The organism is Mesorhizobium sp. M0028 (assembly GCF_040323855.1).
Classification (GTDB): domain Bacteria; phylum Pseudomonadota; class Alphaproteobacteria; order Rhizobiales; family Rhizobiaceae; genus Mesorhizobium.
The window spans coordinates 64540-84986 of record NZ_JAMYVG010000020.1; the positions used below are offsets into that span (position 1 = coordinate 64540).

Below are 20447 nucleotides of genomic sequence, written 5' to 3' on the forward strand. Positions count from 1 at the left end.
GCTCTACCATGCGAATCCTGCTGCTGTCGCAGTTCTATCCTCCGGTGATCGGGGGAGAGGAGCGGCACGTCCGCAACCTCGGCGCGGCGTTGGCGCAGCGGGGCCATCATGTCAGCGTCGGCACCTTGATGCATCCCGGATCGCCCGAAACCGAGCTGGACGGCGCGGTCCGCGTGCATCGCCTGCGTGGCACGCTCCAGCGTCTGTCAGCCCTCCATGCCGATCCCGAGCGCCGCCATGCGCCGCCCTTCCCGGATCCCGAACTGGTCCTAGCCCTGAAGCGGCTGGTCGCCCAGGAGGAGCCGGACATCGTCCACGCCCATAACTGGATCTATGCGTCCTTCCTGCCGCTCAAAAGTCTGAGCGGGGCACGCCTCGTGGTCACGCTCCACGATTACGGCCTTGTCTGCGCCAAGAAAAACTTCATGCACTTGGGCGCCCATCTCTGCAGTGGCCCAACGCCGGCCAAGTGCCTGCCCTGCGCCACAGGGCATTACGGCGCCGTGAAGGCAGCCGCGACCACCTTGGGCAACTGGGCGTCGAGCTTCGCCGCTCGGCGTGTAGTGGACCGCTTCATCGCGGTGAGCCACGCGGTGTCGCGTCACACCGGACTCACCCAAGGCCGCGCCCCTTACGAGGTCATCCCCAACTTCGTGCCCGACGATGTCGGGGTGCTTGGCCCGGAAGATCCCTGCCTGCGGGAGTTACCCGCGGATGGATTCATCCTGTTCGTCGGCGACATGATGCGGCTCAAGGGCATTGACGTTCTCCTGCAAGCCTATGCCGGCCTGGAGCGGGCGCCGCAGCTGGTCCTGATCGGGCGCCATGTCGCCGACACGCCAACCGAATTTCCGCCGAATGTCCGAGTCTTCACTACGTGGCCGCATTCCGCCATCATGCATGCATGGCGGCGCTCACTGTTCGGCGTGCTGCCATCGGTCGGGCCCGAAGCCTGCGCAACGGTCATCATGGAAGCAATGGCGTCAGGCAAGGCTGTCGTCGCAACCGATGTCGGCGGCATGCCGGATCTCATCGATCATGGCGAAACAGGGCTTCTCGTGCCCCCCGGTGACGCGCATGCCCTGGCCCACGCAATGCAGACACTTTTGGAGGACCGCGCCTTGCTGGCCCGCCTGGAGGCGACAAGCCTCGCCAGGGTTGGACGCCTCAAGGCCGGAGCGGTCGTGACCCGGATCGAGCAGGTCTATCAGGACGTCCTGCGCACCGCCGCCAGCAGGTCCCCGGTGCCGGCGCAGCAAGGCTCGGGAGAGCCATCATGCCTGCCGGTAGATCTCGCCGGGATGGCCATTATTCGCGTGCGCCGGGAGCTTCGAATGTGCGCAACGCTAGTCATGAATACCGGCGCTCTGGCGATCGGAACGATTGCAGCGGCCGGTCTTGGGTTTGTTTATTGGTGGCTCGCGGCCCGGTTGTTTGCGCCGGAGGTGATCGGCAACGCCTCCGCCCTCCTGTCCGTGATGGCGCTCTTCGGCCTGCTGGGGGAGGCCGGGCTCGGGACCCTGCTGATGGGTGAAATGGTACGGCATCCCGGCAAGGAGCGCGGCCTCGTGGCCGCTGCAGCATCCGTCGGGGTGGCGCTGGCGGTCGGCCTGGCCTTGTTGTTTGTCTTCGGGGAGGCGTACCTCAACAGCTCGACCGGCCCGATCCGCGGCTGGCTCGAGGGTATTGCGTTCGTTCTCGGCTGCGGCCTGACCGTTCTCGGCATTGTGGCCGATCAGGCGTTCATGGGCAACCTGCGCAGCAGCAGCAAGATGATCAGGCAAGTGCTGTTCTCCACGATCAAGCTGATGCTGATCGCCGCCGCCGCGTCCGCCGGCTACGCCTCCAATGCAGCGCTTCTTCTGACCTGGGCGGCCGGCTTGCTGGCGTCCTGTATCGGCGTCGATCTGTTGACCCGGGGCGGTGCGCGTCGCCTCGTCGGGACCCCCGATTTCCAGCTGCTCCATACGCTTCGACGCAAGGTGTTCGACCACTACTCGCTCGATGTGGCCTTGCAGGCCCCGATCGTCATCATGCCCTACCTTGTGCTGGTTCTCCTGTCGCCGATCACAAATGCCGCCTTCGTGCCGTTGTGGATGCTGGTCTCCATGGCCTCGTTGATTCCAGCAGCCATGGCCACGATCCTGTTTCCCGTGGTCAGAGCGAGCCCGAAACAATCCAGACACGACTTCCTTGTGTCGCTCATGGCGTCATTGCTCTTCTCGCTGGCTTGCGCCGTCTTTGTCTTCATCTATTCGCAAGAGATCCTTGCGGTCTTCAATCCGGCCTATTCTGAGATCGCCGGTTCGAGCCTGCGCTTCCTCGGCTTCAGCCTGTTGGGATCAACGCTCAAATTTCATGCCTGCACGCTGGCGCGGCTGGGCGACAGGATGCGCAAGGCATCTCGCTGGTTCGCGCTTGGAGGATTGCTGGAGCTGTGCTTCGTGGTCGCGGGGGCGAAGCTTGATGGACTTCAAGGCCTGGTCCTAGGCTGGACGCTCGCCGTCAGCGTCGAGGGTGCATGTGCGGCTCTCGTTTTGGCCTTTGCGACGAAACTGAATTCTGCCGCCGGGCCTGTACACGAAAGCCCGACCGCGTCGCCGCTCCAGACTTGAGGAAACCGCTCATGGTGCAGTGTTATCGACGGCAACTGGATGGAAAACAGCCTGCCTCCGAAGGTCCAGACAATTTGCAGAAGGAACAAGAAACCAGTCGCAGCAGAGAGGCAATCCCGGCCGTGGTGATCATGGTAACGGCTGCGGCGCACACGTCCGATTGGTGTTGCCGCCTGCGGCAGAAAATAGAGGATCGCATCTCCCAAATGGGGGGCTCCTGTGCGCGCGTCTGAGTGAAGGCTTCCGGGCCGAACCAGGATGAAGATTCAACCGCCAGCACTCGCTAGCAACTGGAGGCAAGGTGGACTCGACAGCCAAGTTACTCCCCCATGGGCTATTGCGCTGCCCGCGCTGTAAATCCGGCATTGCGGTTGTTCAGGCGGGTGCGCCAGCACGCGCCTTCGTATGCCAGGCCGCCGATTGCGAAATGTCGCAAGCTGGATTTCCGGCTCTCGACGGCATTCCTGTACTGGTTGACTTCGACAACTCCGTCCTGTGCCGGGAGGAGGTGCAACTTACCGGAGGTAGCTCTTACAAGGAACGCAGCGCGGGCTTTCTCCAGAAGATCCACGACTTCTTCTGGCGATCCGCCGGCCCGACCGCCGCGAATGCCGACCGCTTCATCGCCGAGGCGAAGCACCTTGATGCCCATCCCACCATCCTGGTCATCGGAGGCGGCACAATCGGCAGCGACGCGGAAGCGCTTTATCGAGACCGCGACCTTAGCTTAATCGGAACGGATATTTACAAATCCGACCTCACCTTGATCATCGCGGATGGGCATCAGCTTCCGTTGGCCTCGGGTGCGATCCACGGCGTCTGGGTCCAAGCCGTCCTGGAGCATGTTCTAACGCCCGAGCAGGTCGTCGCCGAGATTCATCGTGTTTTAGTCCCGGACGGGGTGGTCTATGCAGAGACGCCCTTCATGCAGCAAGTCCACGAGGGGGCCTACGATTTCACCCGTTTCACCCCAAGCGGACATCGTTGGCTGTTCCGCCATTTTGACGAGATCGACGGCGGCATTACGCGTGGCCCCGCGATTGTGATGCTCTGGTCCATCCGCTACTTCGTCGGCTCTCTTTTTGGGAGTTATAAGATCGGCACGATGGCGGCCACGGGGCTGTTCTGGCTTCGTCATTTCGAAAGACTCTCCCGGCCGGGATATGCAGCCGACGGCGCGAGCGCAGTCTATTTTCTTGGCCGGCGTTCGGAGCGTGCAATGAAACCGAAGGACATCATTGCCTACTACAAGGGCGCGCAGCGATAGTCGTCTCTGAAGAAAGCGCTTGAGCTCTGATTCAAGCGAGTTGCCGAGCTGCGCCGGTCTTGACGAACGTCCGGATCAAAGCACGTAAAAGCTCTGCGAGCCAACGCAGGAGCTGGCCGAAGTTGCAGTTGGCAGCGGCGAGCCTGCGGGCCATCGCGATCGGATTCGTCGGCGTCGAGCACTTTGGCGGCCGTCGTGCCGCGCGTGAACGAACTATCCCGCGGCCTTCAGCAGATGCCTACGTTTGAGCGTTCTTGCGGATCGCCTCTTTGTTGACCGGCGAGTCGGGATAACGCTGAGCCAATCAGCACCTAAACTCTGATTGTTCTTTTCGGTATGTTGAAATCGGTTCAGTTTTGATAGCGCGCCAGATCACACGGCGCAGCGTTTCTTTCGCGGCTTTTGCTGACTCCAGTAGCGCCGGACCTGGATCGTCCCAGCGCCAGTAGGCGTTGTGAATCCGATGACTCGGCGGATAGAAACAGCCGGCGCCAAGGAGCCGGGCCGAGATGAAATCCCTGAATTCATCGCGCCAGACGTGCGTCGGATCAAGCTCTAATGGTGGGTGTGGCTGCCCGGCGGCGTCGCAATAGCCGACATGACAGAGATTGACGCCACAAAGGGCGGAGATCTCCACCTGCCCATCGATCCGGCCAACGGTTGGCTCGACAAATCGAAATACACCGTCACGCCGGTCGCGCTTGAATTCCATGCTGGCGAAGCCGTTCGTCAAACCGATTGATTGGAAGAAGCGGATTGTCAGCTCCTCCAATTCCTCGGCGACTTCCGGCGCCGCCCAGCAACTAGCGGTCACGCCGATCTGAGGCGGCCAGGAACGGCCTTTGCGGCCCGTAAAGGCGACCGAAGCACCCGGGCGCAGGTAGCACAGGCAAAAGTAGATGGAGTCATTCGACCCCTCAATCCACTCCTGAACAATCACCTCGCCCACCGTGTCCAGCACTCGCTCGCAAAGCAGCCGAGCATCGGCTTGGGTCTCGATGCGATAAGCCTTCTTGAAAGAGCCGTCATACGCCGGAGAACGGCTGTTTGGCTTCACGCACAACGGAGGGCGAAGGTCACGCAGGCCAATCAAGTCACCATGGTTCTGCGCCAAGAGGGTTCTTGGCACCGGAAAGCCACCGCGCTCGGCCAAACGAAAAAATGGCTCCTTCAGCGTTAAGTCGACCAGCAGTCCGTGGAGTGGGAGTTGGAAGTCGAACCAGGGAGCTACACGGTCACGGTACCGTGACACAGTCAAAAGTGGACGGTCATCGGCAAATATTATTACACCGCTCTGAGGCATTCCCTTTCGCAATCTAACTAGTTCCTCCACAAATTCTTCGCCGTTAAATGTCGAAACGATAACTCTTTGGGCATATCGCGATACAGCTGCCACATCATACCTTGTCTCAACTACTACAATCGGCCGCAGTCCCGCTTGAGCCAAGCTGCGTACAGCGGACAGGCCGTTTATTCCTCCTCCCAAGACGAGGGGTGTCGGTGCGCCATCGGCTGCTAGAGTGTGTTGCCGCGGATTTATCACGTGACTAGGCATGATAGCCCCAATCCTAGCGAGAAGACTGACTTCCCTTGATTGGTTCAAGGCGAGCGTCCACATTTCCGGCTGAAGATGCCGGCACAGGTGGGGCGATGCTGCCCCGCTCGCCACGGCCTAGGCCGCAGACTCGCCAGGTGCCTTGATATCGTGCGAGAGGTGAAGTCGGTGCCAAACACGAAACGCATGACCGGTCCAAACGTCGTAGTCGATACATGCCCGACGAAATACAAGCCCGGGATGGACGACTCGAAGTTCGCGGACAGCCTCGGAGTTTTTCCGACAAGACGCAGCTGTTCGACAATTGAAGAGCTTAAGAAAGGAAAACGACGCGCGTCGGCCTTATATCCAGTTGCCGCGATTACATGATCTGCCTCTACGATGTGAGTGTTGCCGTCCATGGAGAGTAGTTTTAATTGCACTCCGTGCTCTGACAATCTCACCTCCTGCGGCGAGCGTCCCACAAGCAAAGGAATGGTTGCTGCCCGATCTTTCATTGGCTCCCCTCCGGACGGCGAGGGAAACTTTTCTGCCATTTCAAGTCGATAGTACTCGGGAAAATACCGAAACAGCCAAGGCCAGTCCGCGAACAGTCGATGTCTCCAACCCGGGCCGATTCCAGAAACGGGACGTGCCAGGCGGCGTAGCCCCGGGTGCGAGCCTGAGCCTCCCCACCGACCACTGTAAATGATGGCCGGCTTGCGCGAGATAAGCTGAACGTCGACCCGCGCTTCGTTCAAGAGCACCGCTATATCAATTGCGGATGCTCCGCTTCCGAGTACCGCGACCCGCTGCCCCCCGAATCTTTGGAGGTCGTGAACGTCAGCGGCATGCGAAAGCTTATCGGTGGGCAGTCGGGAGAACAGCTCGGGGATATGGCGGAAATAGGTCAGGCCTGTTGCGATCACCACCTTGCGCGTCCTGAGGGATAGTCCGCTCTTCATGCGAAGATCGAATCCTTCTGGAGCCGGAACCAAGGAAACGAGTTCCTCGTCTTCCACGTCCGGCACGCAGCGTTTTTGGAACGCCAACCCGTAGGCGGAGAATGTTTCCAGCGGAATTGGAAGATCCAAATGGTCATAAGGACTGCCGTGCTCGATGCAGAATTGCCGAAGAGTAAAAGCATGCTCGGGATCAGAAAGGTTTGATGCGAACCCAGCTGACTTGAGCAGCATGCCTTTCGGCATCTTGCTTTTCCAGCTCTCCATGGGGCTGCCGATTATCCGGCAGTCAATGCCCAGTCCGCGCAAGTGTGCGGCTACCGACAGTCCATAGGGGCCAGCACCGACAATGGTCACATCGCACATCGTATACAAAGCGCACCTCCTGTTGATCCTCGCCTGCCGAAGGTCCGCACCCGCCGACCACATATCCAAGAACCTGCTACAATACTTGACATTGAGTGGCGGGTCCTTTTTTGGCCGACGCCTCAAACCGCGGCCTGTTTCATCCGGGCAACAATGCGCCCCAGCACCCGCTTGGCACCGCGCAGCTTTGCCTCGATGCGGCGCTCCGGATTGTCTCTGCCTATTGCGATCCACTTCATGGGATGCTCCGCATTGGCCAGGTGGGACTTGTGCCCGGAGAAGCCTGCCAGAAAATCGTAGCCGCATTCCCCGCGTCCGATGCTGTCCTCAATAGCCAGAACATGGCTGATAAGCCCGGGCTTGAGCCGGCCGTCGCGCTCATACAGAAAGCCGCTTTGGTAGTTGTAAACACGGCCGTCATGCACGAAATTGTACAGGATCCCAATTGTCTGGTCTCCAGCCAACGTCCGTGAGATGCGGACGGTCCCGGTGGGAGCTCCGCGTGCAATGAGCTCCTCGTGAAATCGACGGAAGCTCGGATTTGCAAAGGCTCCCTTGCGTCCCCACCGCGCCTGATGAAGCTCGGCGAGCAAATCAAACGCGGCGAGTGCCTCCGATGTCATTTCCATGGTCCGGAACGCAATGGGGCCGCGTTCCGCATATAACCGCATGGCACGGCTTACCGCCTGCCGAGTATTGCGGCCCAATGTGGCGCGGTAATTTCCGCCTTTCTGGCGGACTTTGGCGAAATCGATCCACCGTGCCGTATCTTCTGCTTTCACCTCGGTAAGGAACCCGGCCCGGCCCGCGGTGCGACAAGCGGCCAACTCGAACTCCGGTTCAATTCCGGAGAGCACCAGTTGGTCAGAGTGGCGCAAGTGATGCGCCAAGGCCTCGACGCATGCCACTCGAGTGGCATCGGCCAGGGATCGCTCCGCAAGAATATCGTTGTACTCGATGAACAATCGATCGAAACGAACATCTCCGGTTTCATTGAGCAACCAACGCGCCCGCGCATGCCGCCCGAAACTCCACGCCCTCCGCCGGCAAATAATCGCCAACCCAACGACCCTGCTTGACGTCCGAGCGACTAGAACATGTGGTTGCGCGCCCCCCGGCAGATGCCGCAGCCAAGTTCCGATCCAGAGCCAGGATAGGTAGAATGAGTGAGTTGCTCGCGCTTCGAGCTCCTTCCAAACGGGCTCGAGTCTCGCGATGTCCGGCAAGGCCTCCACGGTAACGTCGATGACGGTATCCTGGCGCATGGCTTGTTCTATTGAAGGGACACGATAGCGTTCCGCACCGATGGCTGAGACATCAAGAGGTTCTGACATACAGAGATCTTCCTGATCCTTTGCGCATTGCGGCGGGAATGCCAGGAGTATCCTCGCTGCGAGCTGCTGTTCGTCCATGGAGCACTCGGAGTTTTTCCTGTTTGGTGAAGACTTCATGTCGCGAGCGCTGAAAGTGAAGACTTGCAAGCGCCGGAAGTGTAGACGCTAGCGCAAATATCCGCTCGAGCGTGCGCGCCGTCGTGACAAAATTCCGAAATCTTTGACCAATCCCGCTTGATGGGCACCTGTGTCCCGTTCGATGTCATCTCACTGCACCTTTGCCAATGATCCGAACTCCTGAGCGGAGGCGGACATGCTCGTTCCTGAAGCGTTCAAGCTGTCGGCGAGTGGTCGTTTCGCGCTTCCCACTTCGTCCCGACGAGTTCATCCATGGAGACCGGCCATGCAGACCAATCCCCTTGCCGGGCATCAAACCGATCCTCTACTCCCTCACCACGCGGGAAAGCTCGACATCGTTGCGGTTGGACGCGGCCGGCAAGCTCTCGCTGGTCGGCGACGAGGTCGGGACGGGCGAACCGGCCGGCTCTCTTGGCTCGTTTTCGCCCACGATGATGTTGACGAGGTCGCCTGGCTGCAACAGGGTCATGCCGACGGACTCAATGCTGACCGGCCCGGCTGCCGATTGCCGCACGATTTGATAAGTTGCGCTGTTCGCGTCCTTAGCAAACTGGACGCGGGTCACCGGCAACGTGTACAGGACGCCTTCGCTGGCGTTCAACTCGCGCATATTGGCCGCGATCTGGCTCTCGATGGTCTCGATCTCGACCTCCAGATCATTCCTGAGGTCGGCCCGGGTCCGCAACACCTCAGACTCCAGCGAAGCGAGGCGCTGCTTGGCGCTCGCGTATTGGTTGAGGGCGTCCTGCCGACGCTGTTCCGCGTCGGACAACTCACTCTGGATCTGATCCATCACCGTCATGCTGAGAACTTTGCGGTCCACGAGTGTGCGCATGCTGTTGACGCGCTCCTGGCGCAGCTTGACTAGTTTGTCGAGCGACTCCATGCGCCCATAAGCGACAATATCCTGCTTGGCCGCCTCCAGCGCACGCAGGTTCGCGCGCTCGCGATCCTTGCGGGCCGTGGCGACGGCCTTGCGCCGGTCGTTCTGCTCGTTGACCAGGTTAGCCGCTTCGGTCGCGCCGGCCAGTTCCAGCAACTGGCGCGGGATAGTGGGTGCCGTACCGTCGCGCTCGGCCTTCAGCACCGCCGCGCGCGCGAGCAACTTCAACATGGCATCGATCGCCCCGCTCCGCTTCTGGGTCTCACGCACGGCTTCGATCTTCTGCCACGGCTCGCTCTCCGTCCGGTCGAGTCCGCCGGCCAGCGCGATCGCGTGCAGGATCGTCATGCCGGGCGCGTACTTGAACGAGCCTGGATTCTTGACCGGCCCCAGCACGTAAATGGGCGGGCGCTCCAGCGGCAGGATGTTGACCAGCCCCTTGCGGCCCAGTAGTTGATCGAAGGTTTCCACCAGGTCGGCCTGTACCTGTTGCGTTGACCGGTTGGCGACCGGAATGGAGCCAAGCAAGGGCAGGGAAATCGTGCCGTCCTCTTGGACAATATATTCGCCGCTCAGTTCCGGACGCTGCAGGATGCCGTGCAAGGCCGAGGACGCGCCCCCCCACTTGTCTTCCTCGACGTCGACGCGCTCGTAGAATGCGACCTTGAGGCGGTCGCCGACGCCGAACAGGGCTCCGGTTGGCATGCCTCGCGCTTTGCTGAGGGTTTTGGGGCGCTCGGCACTGGTGGGGACGGCAGGGACGACGGTCCGCTCGACCAACGCCGCGGCCGATGCATCCGGTCCCGTGCTGAGGATTTTGGGGGGCTCGGCACTAGTGGGGACCGCAGGGACGGCGCTCCGTTCGACGAACGTCGCGGCCGACGCATCCGGTCCCGACACGATCGCACGGGAGGGTTCGGCCATGGCTTGAACCGGTTGTTCTTGCCAGCTATCGATAGCAGCAGACACCTTCTGCACCACGGCTCCGGAGACATCCTGGACCCCCTGCACCACGGTTCCGGAGACATCCTCGACCTTCTGCACCACGGTTCCGGAGACATCCTCGACCTTCTGCGCCACGGCTGCGGAGACAGCCTCGACCTTCTGCACCGCGGCTGCGGAGGCATCTTCTACCTTCTGCACCATGGCTGCGGAGGCATCTTCGACCTTCTCCATTACGGCTCCGGAGGTATCCTCGACCTTCCGTCTCACGGTTCCGGAGGCAGCCTCGACCTTCTGCGCCACGGCTCCGGAGGCAGCCTCGATGGGCTCCCAGTTTCTGACCGCTCCCGCCCCCAGGACGGTGACCCCTGAGACCCCCAAGACAAGCAGGACGGCCTTCATTCCTCTGCGGCGGGCCGCCTGTGACGAGGGAGTGACGGGCTCGGAATTGTATTTTGCATCCATGGCCATGGCGCGTGGCTTTCACTTTCAGTGGTGGCCAGCCCGTCCCGAACTGGCGAGCATCGGTCGACGAGGAAGGCTCTGCCGTATCGTGACCCTTCACCGCCAGAGGCACAACTATCCCTTTGTAGGCACTCCTTCCGGATAAACACCCCCTTAGGCGAACTCGTCCAATGAGCAGATTGCTGCGGTGAAGGAGAACCTCTTTGATGGCAAACGGGACAAAGGCGATCGAACGCAACGAAGAGCCGGAAATAGTGGTCCGACGCAGCGTCTCGAACCCCCTGCGGCCCCAACATGCGTTCGCAGAATGGCTGGGCCGTCTCCAACTTCGTCGTCCAGGCCCTGGAGAACGAGCCGATCACGATCTCCGGCTCCTAGTCGCAAACCCGGTCATTCTGCTATGTCGATGACCTGATCGACGGCTTGACTCGCCTGATGAATGAAGAGGCGATCTCGACGAAGCCGTCAATCTTGGCATCTATCGAGATAGCAATAGCAGAACTGGCCCGCCTGACTCATTTCTCTCGCCGGATCTCACCAGGCTCGAATTTCGGCCTCAGCCACGGGACTTCCCCGGCAGCGCTGCCCCGATATGGGCCGCCCCAGGGGCCGCGCCAGGCAACTCCTCTATTGCTCACCGCAGGTGCAACGCAAGGAGCGGCTCGGCAGACCATCGCCCATTTCGATGCCCGGAAGGTATCCGTGCTGTTGTGCGCGCTGCGCCGCATCGCCCTGGCCCACACCCAGTCGCCATGCCAGCTGTGGCACGTTGCTCCTCAAGCTGGTGAAGCTCGGGCGCTGGTCAGGATCAGCGCGCGCCGCGTCAAGATCACCTTCTCCTCGGCCTGCGCCCTCATCCCAAAATGGCGGCTGGTCGCGGCGCGGCCCCCTGGGCCCGCGGTTCTCCCGCCTGACACGCCGCGCCGCCCCGCGCCAGACCGGCGGCACCACCCGCGCCCCACGGGAGACAAGCCCGGCAACTCTCGCGGCCCGCGCATCCGGCGCCACGATGGTGCTGGCCCGCAGCCCGGAGCGGCTGAAAGCCAGGGCTCGCACCCCTCACCAAAGCCTCAAGCTCGAGAATCCGGGGTAGCCCTCGACGAAGCTACCCTACGCCTAAAGAGGGTGTTCTTATCTAGGGTTTTCCTAGCGTAAGGTAACACGTTCAAAAAAGAAACTATGCGAGGAGCGCCTTGCGAGACGTGTGTACCTCAATCGCGTCAGGGGAGGCTACGATGACAACGAAATCCTTGATGACCACAAAGTCTTTTATAACAGTGCTTGTCAGCCCAAGAGAGTTACTCCGAGAGGGCCTTGTTCTAATTCTGGATGCAGCAAAGTTTCGCATTCTTTTCTCTGCGGCTTGTGTTCACGACCTTCTGCAGAAGCCGCTACCCCAGCACCGGTCCATCTTGCTCATCATGGATGTCGACGGTACTGATGCGGATGCTGGATTCGCACAAATTGCAGATTTTAAAGGGATCTATCCGACCAGCCATGTCGTTGCGCTAGCCGATCACTGTCGACCGAACGATATAGTTTCAGCCCTTCGTGCGGGGGCTGACGCGTATTTGACAAAAGTAGCCGCTCACGACACCTTCATCAAAGCTCTCGAATTGGTTATGCTAGGTCAGACGGTTCTACCTGCAGAAACTTCGACGTTTATTCAGGACATAAGACATGGTCTGAAATATGATGCGGTACATGAGTTTACAAATGTGGATGTTACAATGGAGAATGCTGATCGAGAACCATCAATGTTGTCAACTCGAGAAGAGTGTATTATACGTTGCTTGATCGGAGGGGAGTCTAACAAAACAATCGCGCGCAAGATTAACATCGCCGAAGCGACGGTGAAGGTGCACGTGAAGGCTATCCTTCGAAAGATTCGGGTCGGCAACCGTACCCAGGCTGCAGTTTGGGCGATGAACCATGGTATGCTCACTTCCGCTCCTGGCAATCGCCCGTCAGGGACCGAAAAGACGGCAACTCAGCCTTCTCCCCATCCGCAAGAGCTACTTGAAGCACAAAAGGAGTACCACCTTCTCAAGAACACTCATCCGATGTGACCGCCTCCGCGTCTTGACATATCGTCCTTCGGGCTGGTGACCTGTACGCTGCATTATGCTGCCGCACGAAGAAGACCCCGGTCGAACCATGCGACCAGCTACCCAGTACATTAGATCCCGATGCTGAAAACCGCAATTTGGAGATGGTCTCAGGTCCCCGCAACCACACCTTTCTACGATGCACTTTCCAAAGCTACGCCCTGATACGAGGTTCCGCGATCAAGAACACCCCCGGCGATGGTAGCGTAAGGAGGGTGCAGTAGAGACTGATCGCAATGGGGCGCTGAGGTGGACCCCGCCAACGGGACCACGACCCGGCCTTTTATGATTGCCGTCGCGGATTTCGAAGACAGCTACTTCCCCGCCCACAGCCGATCGATAAAGCAGTGGCTGACGCATGTAAGATCACGGGTTCATCGCGACGTGGTGTTAACCCAGGCCAGGTTCGACGCCCATCAGGACCAGCGGGAGGTCAACCAACTGACCTGGAACGTCTTCCGCGATCATCTGGTGCTCGAATGCCGCCCCGAAATGGGACGGCGACCTTTGCCAGCCCAATGCCTACGTGCCGCTCACGGCCGACGTGCTGGAACGCAAGATCGAGCGCCTCGACAAGCACTTCGGAACGCAGCGCTCCAAGGACTGGTTCGACCGCCAGACACTCGCTGGGCTTGCTAGGTTGCGCTGGATGGAATGCCGGGCACCCCAGCATTTCGCCGAGGCTTCACGCTCCGAAAGGCCAAAAAAGTCTTTAGCAGTTTGCACACATTCTCTCGCAAAAAACTTGCGGGCCGACCATCGAAAAATGGAGTGGGCCTTGAACTCATCGGGCGATCTGCTAACTATTCGTCTACAGCGGTCCGGCCAAAAGACATCTACAAGGAAAGACAGTACAGAACTGGCCATTCGGGCCGACCGTTCTTACTATCCATTTTGAAGTTGAGGGATTCATCAAAGTGGGCGAAGCAAAAATTGCTCATGGATTTTCGTTCAAGAAAGCCCGGATCGGAACGGTCGAGGGCGGAGAATCCGGGGTTCTGGTGTGGAAATGGGACCAACTGGTCGCGGTCCTTACTCAGATCGACGAGGAAGCCTACTCCACGAAGGGCAAATGGTTCCTTGAGACAGGCTTCGGGCTGCTGAGCGGGCAGCACAAGAATTTCGATACGATCGAAGAAGCCATAAGATGGGTGGCCAGACACACTTTCCCTGACACTGCAGATGGATCGGCGGATTCAGCAGGAAGTTAACCCGAATCCCGGTCAGCTTCCGAGCTGGCGGAAGTCGCGCATTTCCCTTTTCAAGCGGTCGTCCTCCAGGCCAGTTTCCTGTTGGCTGGAATCTTCTTGGCTTTGCGTGCCGCCCTGTGCGGGTCCCAGCGAAGCCCTTCGGCGACACCTAGACCCCTTTGTCAGACGGCCGTCACCTTATTGGTCCGCAACCGAAGTGAGGTCGTGCTCATCACCGCCAGTCACCGTCGGCGGCCGCTATCATCTTCATGACAGCCGCCTCGTCGCGGGTGCAGCTGATGACGAGAGCGGGATGAGCACTCCACGCCTGAATGTCCTGCAGGAACACGGGACGGTATGTCTACGCCGGCTTGCCGTCGGGTCGAGCGCCGAGAGCTTCTGCGGCCGCATGCGGACCACTGCCTCTGACACCGCCCCCTTGGAACAGCTTTCCAGAGGCCTGCAGAACAAGATCATCGCGACGAAGCCGGGCGCTTCGGAGCACCCCGCCAAAATCCCCTACAGCATATTATCAGAAAGCTCGGGGCAACGAACCCACCGGGGCGGGGGGCCGCTGTATCTCGGGCCGCTCCCGGATGCCATTCACTGCAACGGAGATCCCCCGACTTTCACTAAGACGGCCCGCCGGGATTCACCCGAGGGCTGGCCGTCTTATTGCTTGGGATACGCTTCAGCAGGAGTTCCTTTCGCGAAGAGATCGTTGACTTTGTAGGCGACTTCCGTGCGGTTGGTCGCCTTCAGCTTCTTCATGATATTTCGGATGTGGACCTTCACGGTGCTTTCGCGCAAGTTCAGTTCGTAGGCGATGATCTTGTTCGCCTTTCCGCGCCGGAGCGCTTGGGCGACCTCGGCCTGCCTGAGCGTGAACATGCCTGTCAAAGGCTGCGTGTCGCGGCTGCCCGAACCTATCAGGTGGCGCATGCAAAGGACACTGCTCGCCGGGACGAAGATGCCTCCCGCTGCCGCAAGGTTGATAGCCTCGACACAGACATCGATTTCGACCGAGGTCGGAATGTAGCCGCGTGCGCCGCATTCGAGAGCGGTCAGTATGTGTGCAAGGTCTTCGGTGTCGGCCAGGATAACCACAGGGACTGATTTGAATTCGGACGAAATATGCCTAATCTCGTCTGCGATGCCATGATCGGTGACCTTCCGGCCGCCAAGGTTGAAGAGTATGGCTGCAAGGGGAGGTGCCGAGCCCTTCTTCACGCGCCATTCATCGATCGAACCCATGGCGGCGATCTCCATGCCGAGTTCGTGGTCCGCGAGAGCCGATGCGAGACACTCGCGGCCTAGAGCCCTTCCGTCCAGGATGAGGAGGCATCCCCTGCCTCCTTGGCCGTGGACACTTTCCGTTCCGCTGGACAGCACTCCTGACCGATTGGCCGTGTGTTTACGCCGTCCTGCTGTGGAACCCATGTCAATCCCCAATCTTTTCGCACAAGCCGCGTTGCGGCTGCCAAAACACCCCTCATTCTTCGCAATCTGAAAGCTTGAATACGCTGCCCTGTGTTTGAATGCGCTTGTGATCGAACACCCAGCCCTTGTGAAAGCGTGAGGCTCACCCAGCAGTCTTCAGCAGTTCTTCGCCCCTAGCCGAGAACAGCTTGTGCAGCCTATCGTCTATTTATAAGCGTTCTCTAACATAAGTTAATTTTTAGAAAATTTCGCGTCGACGGTCGCCTGAGGCATGTGTTGAGACCGCGTCACCCCGCCTTGAAGCTCCCGCGAGTTCGATCGTGACGCGCGGGTCCGGTCAGGTTCAATCTCTTTGGCCATGTGCCAACCGTTGGAATGCTTCCCGACCGCTTAAGGAATGCCAAGGAGTGGGATAGCTCTGCGAGGTTGACTAACCGGGTAGGCGATGATGCCATTCTCAGGATGGGACCGCTCAGCCAAACCCCAAGCCCAGCAGCCATTCGAGGGAGGATCGGTAGTTCTTCGCGATTGTGGACGAGAAATCCTGAAGGTGGATATTGGCATGACCAGGGCGCAGTTCGTGGCATCCGTGGCCAAGCGCTTTAGGTCCAAGAACACCTGGCTGTATCTGCCGCAGTTTATGGGCAGCTTACACGCATTTCGGCAGCACGTTCTCCTCATGCGATAGGCCATGGTGCCGTCGGTCATGATAATCGGGCCTTTGCCGCTGCCCTCGTCAAGATAGATTGCGGGCCCGCCAGGTAAGCCGCGCACTAAGCATCGTCTGGAACTGCTCAAGCGACGGCGCACTGTCGTCTTCCAGCAGAAATTTTGCTGATGGCCTACGCGCTGGCGCCCAGCACCGCGCCGCAGGCGGCGACGCGAAAGTTCGCGAGACGGTTGAACCCGAGCTAGAGGGAATAACCTTTACCTGAGGTACTCGCTGTCGAATCCGGCTGTCTTGACCAGCTTCTTGCGGTTGATCACCTCTACATGGCCTGCCTTGAAAGCGACGAGATCGGCCTTGCGGAGTTCCCTCAACGTCCGATTGAGGTGAACGGTGGTCATTCCGAGGATGTCGGCCAATTCGTGCTGGGTAAGGGGACACTCATATCTTCCATGGGCCGACAGGCCAACGATCGAGAGCCTCTCCTCCAACTCGAGCAGGAAATGGGCGGTGCGGCTCATCGCGTTCCGCCGCCCGGCATTCATGAGATGTTCGGCAAGGATGGCGTTCAGGCGGGCTAGGGAGCAGGCGATGGTCTTCCCAAGGCGGCCTTCCGACAAGATGGCCTCTATCAGTTTCTTGCTGGAAATTTCATAAACAGCTAGTTCGGTTATGGACGCCAGGGACGCTAAACGGGGTCCGTCCACGGAACGGAAACCGACAATGTCCCCCCGCAGAGGAGTGTCGATGATCTGCCGTTCTCCGTCCAGTAGTCCGCGGTAAAGGAGGGCCCAACCCGATTTTACGATGAATATCCCATCGTTGTTGTCATCCTGGCGGGATATCACCGAATGGGGTTTGTAAATTCTTGCGGTAACACCGAGAAAATCGTTGTTACCCCAATCGTCCTTCGAGAATGTCCCCCCTACGGGATGCGAGTGTATGAACTGCAACAGTGTTTGCATGTTGCTTCAATTTCCGCACAACCTACAATAATTTCTCCCGCACGAGTTTGACAGAACGACGACCCACGGTAGAGGCAGCATGGCCTACTGTCCTCGTCTGTTCGAATGAGGTAGACTGCGTTTAGATCAAGGGGTTGCAAGCATCAGGCGGTCAAGTCTTCCGGCTTCGGCGAGACGATCTACGCCCCTGCAGAAGTGTGGTGAGATCATTGCTCAGCAGCAGCTAGCCTGCACGAAGCAAGGGCGGAGCCTATCCAGACTCGCATCTTTACGAGCACTTCGGGCTCGTACGTCTGACCCGACTTGGACGTGGCGTGTCGTGGGTGAAGGCGTGAGTACTTGTCCGAGAGCCGGATGCGGGAGATCTGCAGGTCCGGTTCGATGAGCGGGGTGTGGAAACGGAGCCAAGGTTGAATCAATAAGGCAGGGCCAGACGAAGGGGCGGCAAACAGATATGTTCAACCTACCGCCATTGCGCCACACCTCGACTCTACCGTTTCTTCGCGTTCACCAAGGGCGAAGAAACGCGGAAGGCTGGCATCTGATTGACGGTCGGAAACGCGCGGTCGCGCCAGTTGTCGCACCTCATTAGACCGTTTCGAGCCGGCTGAACCGAACCGGGATGAGTTTGCGAGTCTTCAGTTGCCCTGCCGAATCCTTGTCGATGACCGTCAGCAACTGCACATCTTCAGGTCCCACAGGCAGAACCAGGCGTCCCCCCGGCTTGAGCTGCTCAAGCAAGGCCGGCGGCGCCCGCCCAGCCGCCACGGTGACCAGGATCTTGTCGTATAGGGCGTGCTCAGGCCAGCCGCGCGACCCGTCTCCGACACGAATGCCGACATTGGATAAGCCGAGGCCCTGCAGCAGAGCCTCGGCATGGCTTGCGAATTCCTCGATGATTTCGACGCTCCAAACTTGCCCGGCGAGCTCCGCGAGAATTGCGGTTTGATAGCCCAGGCCGGTGCCGATCTCGAGCACCGCCTCGTGCGGTTGCAGCGCGAGGAGATCGGTCATGAGAGCGACGATGAAAGGCTGCGAGACGGTTTTATCGAAGCCGATCGGCAGCGGCATGTCCTGGTAGGCATAAGGTGCAACCGAGGCTGGCACGAAGAGATGCCGCGGCACTCGCCGCATCGCTGCCATCACCTGCTCATCGAGCGCCGCCTTGCCGAGTTCTTCGCTTGCAAGGTCGGTATGGATTGCAATCATCTCGACCATGTGCCTGCGTAGAACCGCGAGATGCTCTTCGTTCATTGGCTTCATGACGGTGGGGCTTCCCTCAACCAGCTTGCTGCCAGAGAGCCTTATATCCTGTTCGTCACGGTAGCGCCCGCGATCATTTCCATTACGGGTGCCCAGGGCAAGCGTGGGTGACAGTCACAGTCTTGGCAGGCTATCGCCGGCGGCGACTCTTGAGATTCTGGGCGCGCCGCAAGGGTCGGATCGATCTGCGACTCAGACGATTATCCGCGCCGCCCGCCCGAGCGTGCGTTCCGCGTCATTGTAGTAGTTCGAGGCCTGCTGCACAGAGCGATGCTGCGACTGCTGCATGGCTTCGGGCAACGGAATGCCGCGGCGTGCGGTTTCGGTGAGATAGCCGGAGCGCAGGCCGTGGGCGGAGAAGGCTTGCGGATCGAACCCGGCCTCGGCGATGCGGCGCTTCAGGATCAGATTGACGGCCTGCGGCGTCAGGGCGCGCGCTTCGAGATTGCCCCAGCGGTCGATGCCGCGAAACACGGCGCCTTCAGTGACGCCGGCGCGCTCGAGCCACGCTCGCAGCACCGTCACCGGCCGGCCGACGAGCAGCACGAAAGCGTCGCCATCGGCCTGTGTCGTCTTGGTCCGGCCGAGCCGGATTTTTAGGCAGGGAATTTTTTGCCCCTCTGAATCCTTGGGATCCGCGGGCACCGGCTCTTCTTCGATGAGCTGTTCGACGCGGAGGTCAGAAACCTCGCTGCGGCGGCGACCGCCCGAGGCGAAGGCGGTGATGAGCAGCGCGCGATCGCGCATGTCGACGAGGCGGTCGCCGGCGCAGGCCTTCAGGAGGGCGGTCAAAATGTCAGCGGTCACCGCTTTCTTGCTCTTGCGGTTCCGCGGCCGGGCGCCGGCGCGCACCGCCAGTCTGATGGCGCTCTGCAGCCCCGGCGCGTTGAAGTTTCCGACAAGTCCGCGCCATCTGGTCAAGGTGGACCAGCTCGACAGGCGCCGGCGCACGGTGGACGGCGCATGCGGTCTTTTTGTCACCCGTAACAGGCCCTGGGCTACCAGCGACGCCGCTATGTCAGCCGGCATGCCATGGGTCGGATCACTCTCGCGCCGGGAAGAATCCCACAGGTGGTGGGCGACGAATTTGATCAAAAGCGTTTCCGGCGCCGGCCAGGGCAGCGGAGAACCGGTGCCGGCAAAAGACCATGCCTCGAGATAGCCAAGGTCGGAGGCCAGCGCGCGGAGAGAGTTTGCGCCGATGCCTTCTTTGGCCAGGTGGCGCAGCGTTGCGACATCGTCGTCGGTCAGGATTTCGGCCAAAAGATCGCGCCGGTCGAAGGGCAGCACCGAATCCAATGCGTCGAGCGCCTCGGCGCGTCGAACACCATTGCCAGGTGGCCGAGCGACGAGGTCAGTTGCCATTGGCGAGCGGTCCGAAAATGCGGACTCCCTTGCCGCGCGCGGCAACGGCGAGCTTGCGATCGAGGGTCGCCAGCGGCAACTCGGTTTCGATGGCCAGCGCAAGGTAGGCGGCGTCATAGGCACTGAGACCGTGCGCGGCCGCTAGCGCCAGCACCGTGCCGTCCGACCCGCCGCCGGCGTCCTCCAGCGGCAATCGGCGCAGCCGTGCCATGGCGGTGGCCGCTTCGCCTGCGGCGATGCGGCTACGCCGCTCGGCCATCAGCACGACACTGCGCGCCTCGTGCCAGAACAGCGACGGCACCGGCGATCGCCCCGTCAGGCCGGCAACCAGGGTCTCGGCGACCGCGCTGTGCTCCTCCGGCAGCAGCCAGGCCGCGGCTATGGACGCGTCCAGGACGAGACGCATCAGTAACGGTGGCCTTCATGCTTCCAGGCCAGAATTTCCTCGGTGGTGACAGGTTTTGCGTGGGCCCGCGCGGCGCGGACCTCTTCGATCAAGGCGCCCAGATCCTGGTTTTGGGGAAGGCGGGACAGCTTGGCAATGGGATCGTTGCCGCGCGAAATGATCACCTCCTCACCGGCCTCGACCTTAGCGAGCAGTTCCGAAAGGTGGGTTTTGGCCTCGCCAATTTTCACCGTGATGGTCATTGTTTTGTCCTCGTAGGAGCTTGCGGTGCTGTAGCGCGCTATGCGACTCGCGTCGCGCTGAGCCCAGCCATGCACGACAAACACGGTTCTGCACCACGATAGCGCCGATTCCGCAGATTGGTCAAGCCTTGGTCTGATCGCTATCGATAAGAGAGAATTATCGATAGTGAGAAGGCCCGAGAAAATCCCCTGCAAGTCAGCTTAAATGCCGGATAGCTTGACTATCGCTGAAGGCGCAGCGGTAGTCGGCAAGTCAATGGTCCTCGCTTGCCAGTTCTACGACCCGCCTCGCTGC

At 60.3% G+C, this 20447-nt stretch carries 14 protein-coding genes and 1 pseudogene; 5 read left to right on the forward strand and 10 right to left on the reverse strand.

The annotated features are described in order from the left end of the window. The first annotated feature begins 8 nt into the window (after positions 1–8). On the forward strand, positions 9–2615 hold the full coding sequence (locus tag NKJ93_RS26705; RefSeq protein WP_352592125.1) for a glycosyltransferase: 2607 nt from the start codon (positions 9–11) through the stop codon (positions 2613–2615). A 301-nt stretch (positions 2616–2916) separates the two neighbouring features. Continuing rightward, positions 2917–3882, forward strand: coding sequence for a methyltransferase domain-containing protein (locus tag NKJ93_RS26710; protein WP_352592127.1), 966 nt, complete (start codon positions 2917–2919; stop codon positions 3880–3882). A 304-nt stretch (positions 3883–4186) separates the two neighbouring features. Here NKJ93_RS26710 and NKJ93_RS26715 read toward each other — a convergent pair whose 3' ends face one another. The 4 genes from NKJ93_RS26715 to NKJ93_RS26730 form a co-directional block, all read right to left on the reverse strand. After that, on the reverse strand, positions 4187–5035 hold the full coding sequence (locus NKJ93_RS26715; protein ID WP_352592130.1) for a hypothetical protein: 849 nt from the start codon (positions 5033–5035) through the stop codon (positions 4187–4189). A 446-nt stretch (positions 5036–5481) separates the two neighbouring features. Beyond that, positions 5482–6744: an NAD(P)-binding domain-containing protein gene (locus tag NKJ93_RS26720; protein ID WP_352592207.1), complete on the reverse strand. Its 1263-nt coding sequence runs from the start codon at positions 6742–6744 to the stop codon at positions 5482–5484. Positions 6745–6866: 122 nt separating this feature from the next. After that, complete coding sequence (locus tag NKJ93_RS26725) at positions 6867–8156, reverse strand: GNAT family N-acetyltransferase (RefSeq protein ID WP_352592133.1); 1290 nt, start codon at positions 8154–8156, stop codon at positions 6867–6869. 364 nt (positions 8157–8520) lie between these two features. Continuing rightward, entirely contained in the window at positions 8521–10275 is a 1755-nt protein-coding gene (locus NKJ93_RS26730) for a polysaccharide biosynthesis/export family protein (RefSeq protein ID WP_352592135.1), read from the reverse strand. Positions 10276–11741: 1466 nt separating this feature from the next. Here NKJ93_RS26730 and NKJ93_RS26745 point away from each other — a divergent pair. The 3 genes and pseudogenes from NKJ93_RS26745 to NKJ93_RS26755 all read left to right on the forward strand — a co-directional run bounded on the left by NKJ93_RS26745 (position 11742) and on the right by NKJ93_RS26755 (position 13825). After that, a complete protein-coding gene (locus tag NKJ93_RS26745; protein WP_352592138.1) occupies positions 11742–12575 on the forward strand; it encodes a LuxR C-terminal-related transcriptional regulator in 834 nt (277 codons plus the stop codon). A gap of 321 nt (positions 12576–12896) precedes the next feature. Beyond that, positions 12897–13314 (forward strand): annotated as a pseudogene (locus NKJ93_RS26750) (PIG-L deacetylase family protein); the annotation flags it as partial. A gap of 217 nt (positions 13315–13531) precedes the next feature. Further along, complete coding sequence (locus NKJ93_RS26755; protein ID WP_352592141.1) at positions 13532–13825, forward strand: hypothetical protein; 294 nt, start codon at positions 13532–13534, stop codon at positions 13823–13825. 651 nt (positions 13826–14476) lie between these two features. Here the strand turns inward: NKJ93_RS26755 and NKJ93_RS26760 are convergent. The 6 genes from NKJ93_RS26760 to NKJ93_RS26785 all read right to left on the reverse strand — a co-directional run bounded on the left by NKJ93_RS26760 (position 14477) and on the right by NKJ93_RS26785 (position 20152). Continuing rightward, entirely contained in the window at positions 14477–15244 is a 768-nt protein-coding gene (locus NKJ93_RS26760; protein WP_352592144.1) for a LuxR C-terminal-related transcriptional regulator, read from the reverse strand. 927 nt (positions 15245–16171) lie between these two features. Next, positions 16172–16876 (reverse strand): Crp/Fnr family transcriptional regulator, encoded by a 705-nt coding sequence (locus NKJ93_RS26765; protein ID WP_352496223.1) that lies wholly within the window; start codon positions 16874–16876, stop codon positions 16172–16174. A gap of 588 nt (positions 16877–17464) precedes the next feature. Further along, positions 17465–18139, reverse strand: a complete 675-nt coding sequence (locus NKJ93_RS26770) for a protein-L-isoaspartate(D-aspartate) O-methyltransferase (protein ID WP_352592147.1) — start codon at positions 18137–18139, stop codon at positions 17465–17467. A gap of 192 nt (positions 18140–18331) precedes the next feature. Continuing rightward, complete coding sequence (locus tag NKJ93_RS26775; protein WP_352592150.1) at positions 18332–19504, reverse strand: site-specific integrase; 1173 nt, start codon at positions 19502–19504, stop codon at positions 18332–18334. After that, positions 19494–19910, reverse strand: a complete 417-nt coding sequence (locus tag NKJ93_RS26780) for a type II toxin-antitoxin system VapC family toxin (RefSeq protein ID WP_352592153.1) — start codon at positions 19908–19910, stop codon at positions 19494–19496. The genes NKJ93_RS26775 and NKJ93_RS26780 overlap by 11 nt, the downstream gene beginning before the upstream one ends. Further along, entirely contained in the window at positions 19910–20152 is a 243-nt protein-coding gene (locus NKJ93_RS26785) for a type II toxin-antitoxin system Phd/YefM family antitoxin (protein WP_031195006.1), read from the reverse strand. The genes NKJ93_RS26780 and NKJ93_RS26785 overlap by 1 nt, the downstream gene beginning before the upstream one ends. Between the last annotated feature and the right edge of the window lie 295 nt (positions 20153–20447).

What these genes read in the sequence shown, in the direction of transcription:
- NKJ93_RS26705 (WP_352592125.1), top strand. Translation starts at nt 9, where the DNA reads ATGCGAATCCTGCTGCTGTCGCAGTTCTATCCTCCGGTGATCGGGGGA.
- NKJ93_RS26720 (WP_352592207.1), bottom strand. Translation starts at nt 6,744, where the DNA reads ATGTGCGATGTGACCATTGTCGGTGCTGGCCCCTATGGACTGTCGGTA.
- NKJ93_RS26725 (WP_352592133.1), bottom strand. Translation starts at nt 8,156, where the DNA reads ATGGACGAACAGCAGCTCGCAGCGAGGATACTCCTGGCATTCCCGCCG.
- NKJ93_RS26730 (WP_352592135.1), bottom strand. Translation starts at nt 10,275, where the DNA reads ATGGAGAAGGTCGAAGATGCCTCCGCAGCCATGGTGCAGAAGGTAGAA.
- NKJ93_RS26745 (WP_352592138.1), top strand. Translation starts at nt 11,742, where the DNA reads ATGACAACGAAATCCTTGATGACCACAAAGTCTTTTATAACAGTGCTT.
- NKJ93_RS26760 (WP_352592144.1), bottom strand. Translation starts at nt 15,244, where the DNA reads ATGGGTTCCACAGCAGGACGGCGTAAACACACGGCCAATCGGTCAGGA.
- NKJ93_RS26765 (WP_352496223.1), bottom strand. Translation starts at nt 16,876, where the DNA reads ATGCAAACACTGTTGCAGTTCATACACTCGCATCCCGTAGGGGGGACA.
- NKJ93_RS26770 (WP_352592147.1), bottom strand. Translation starts at nt 18,139, where the DNA reads ATGAAGCCAATGAACGAAGAGCATCTCGCGGTTCTACGCAGGCACATG.
- NKJ93_RS26775 (WP_352592150.1), bottom strand. Translation starts at nt 19,504, where the DNA reads ATGGCAACTGACCTCGTCGCTCGGCCACCTGGCAATGGTGTTCGACGC.
- NKJ93_RS26780 (WP_352592153.1), bottom strand. Translation starts at nt 19,910, where the DNA reads ATGCGTCTCGTCCTGGACGCGTCCATAGCCGCGGCCTGGCTGCTGCCG.
- NKJ93_RS26785 (WP_031195006.1), bottom strand. Translation starts at nt 20,152, where the DNA reads ATGACCATCACGGTGAAAATTGGCGAGGCCAAAACCCACCTTTCGGAA.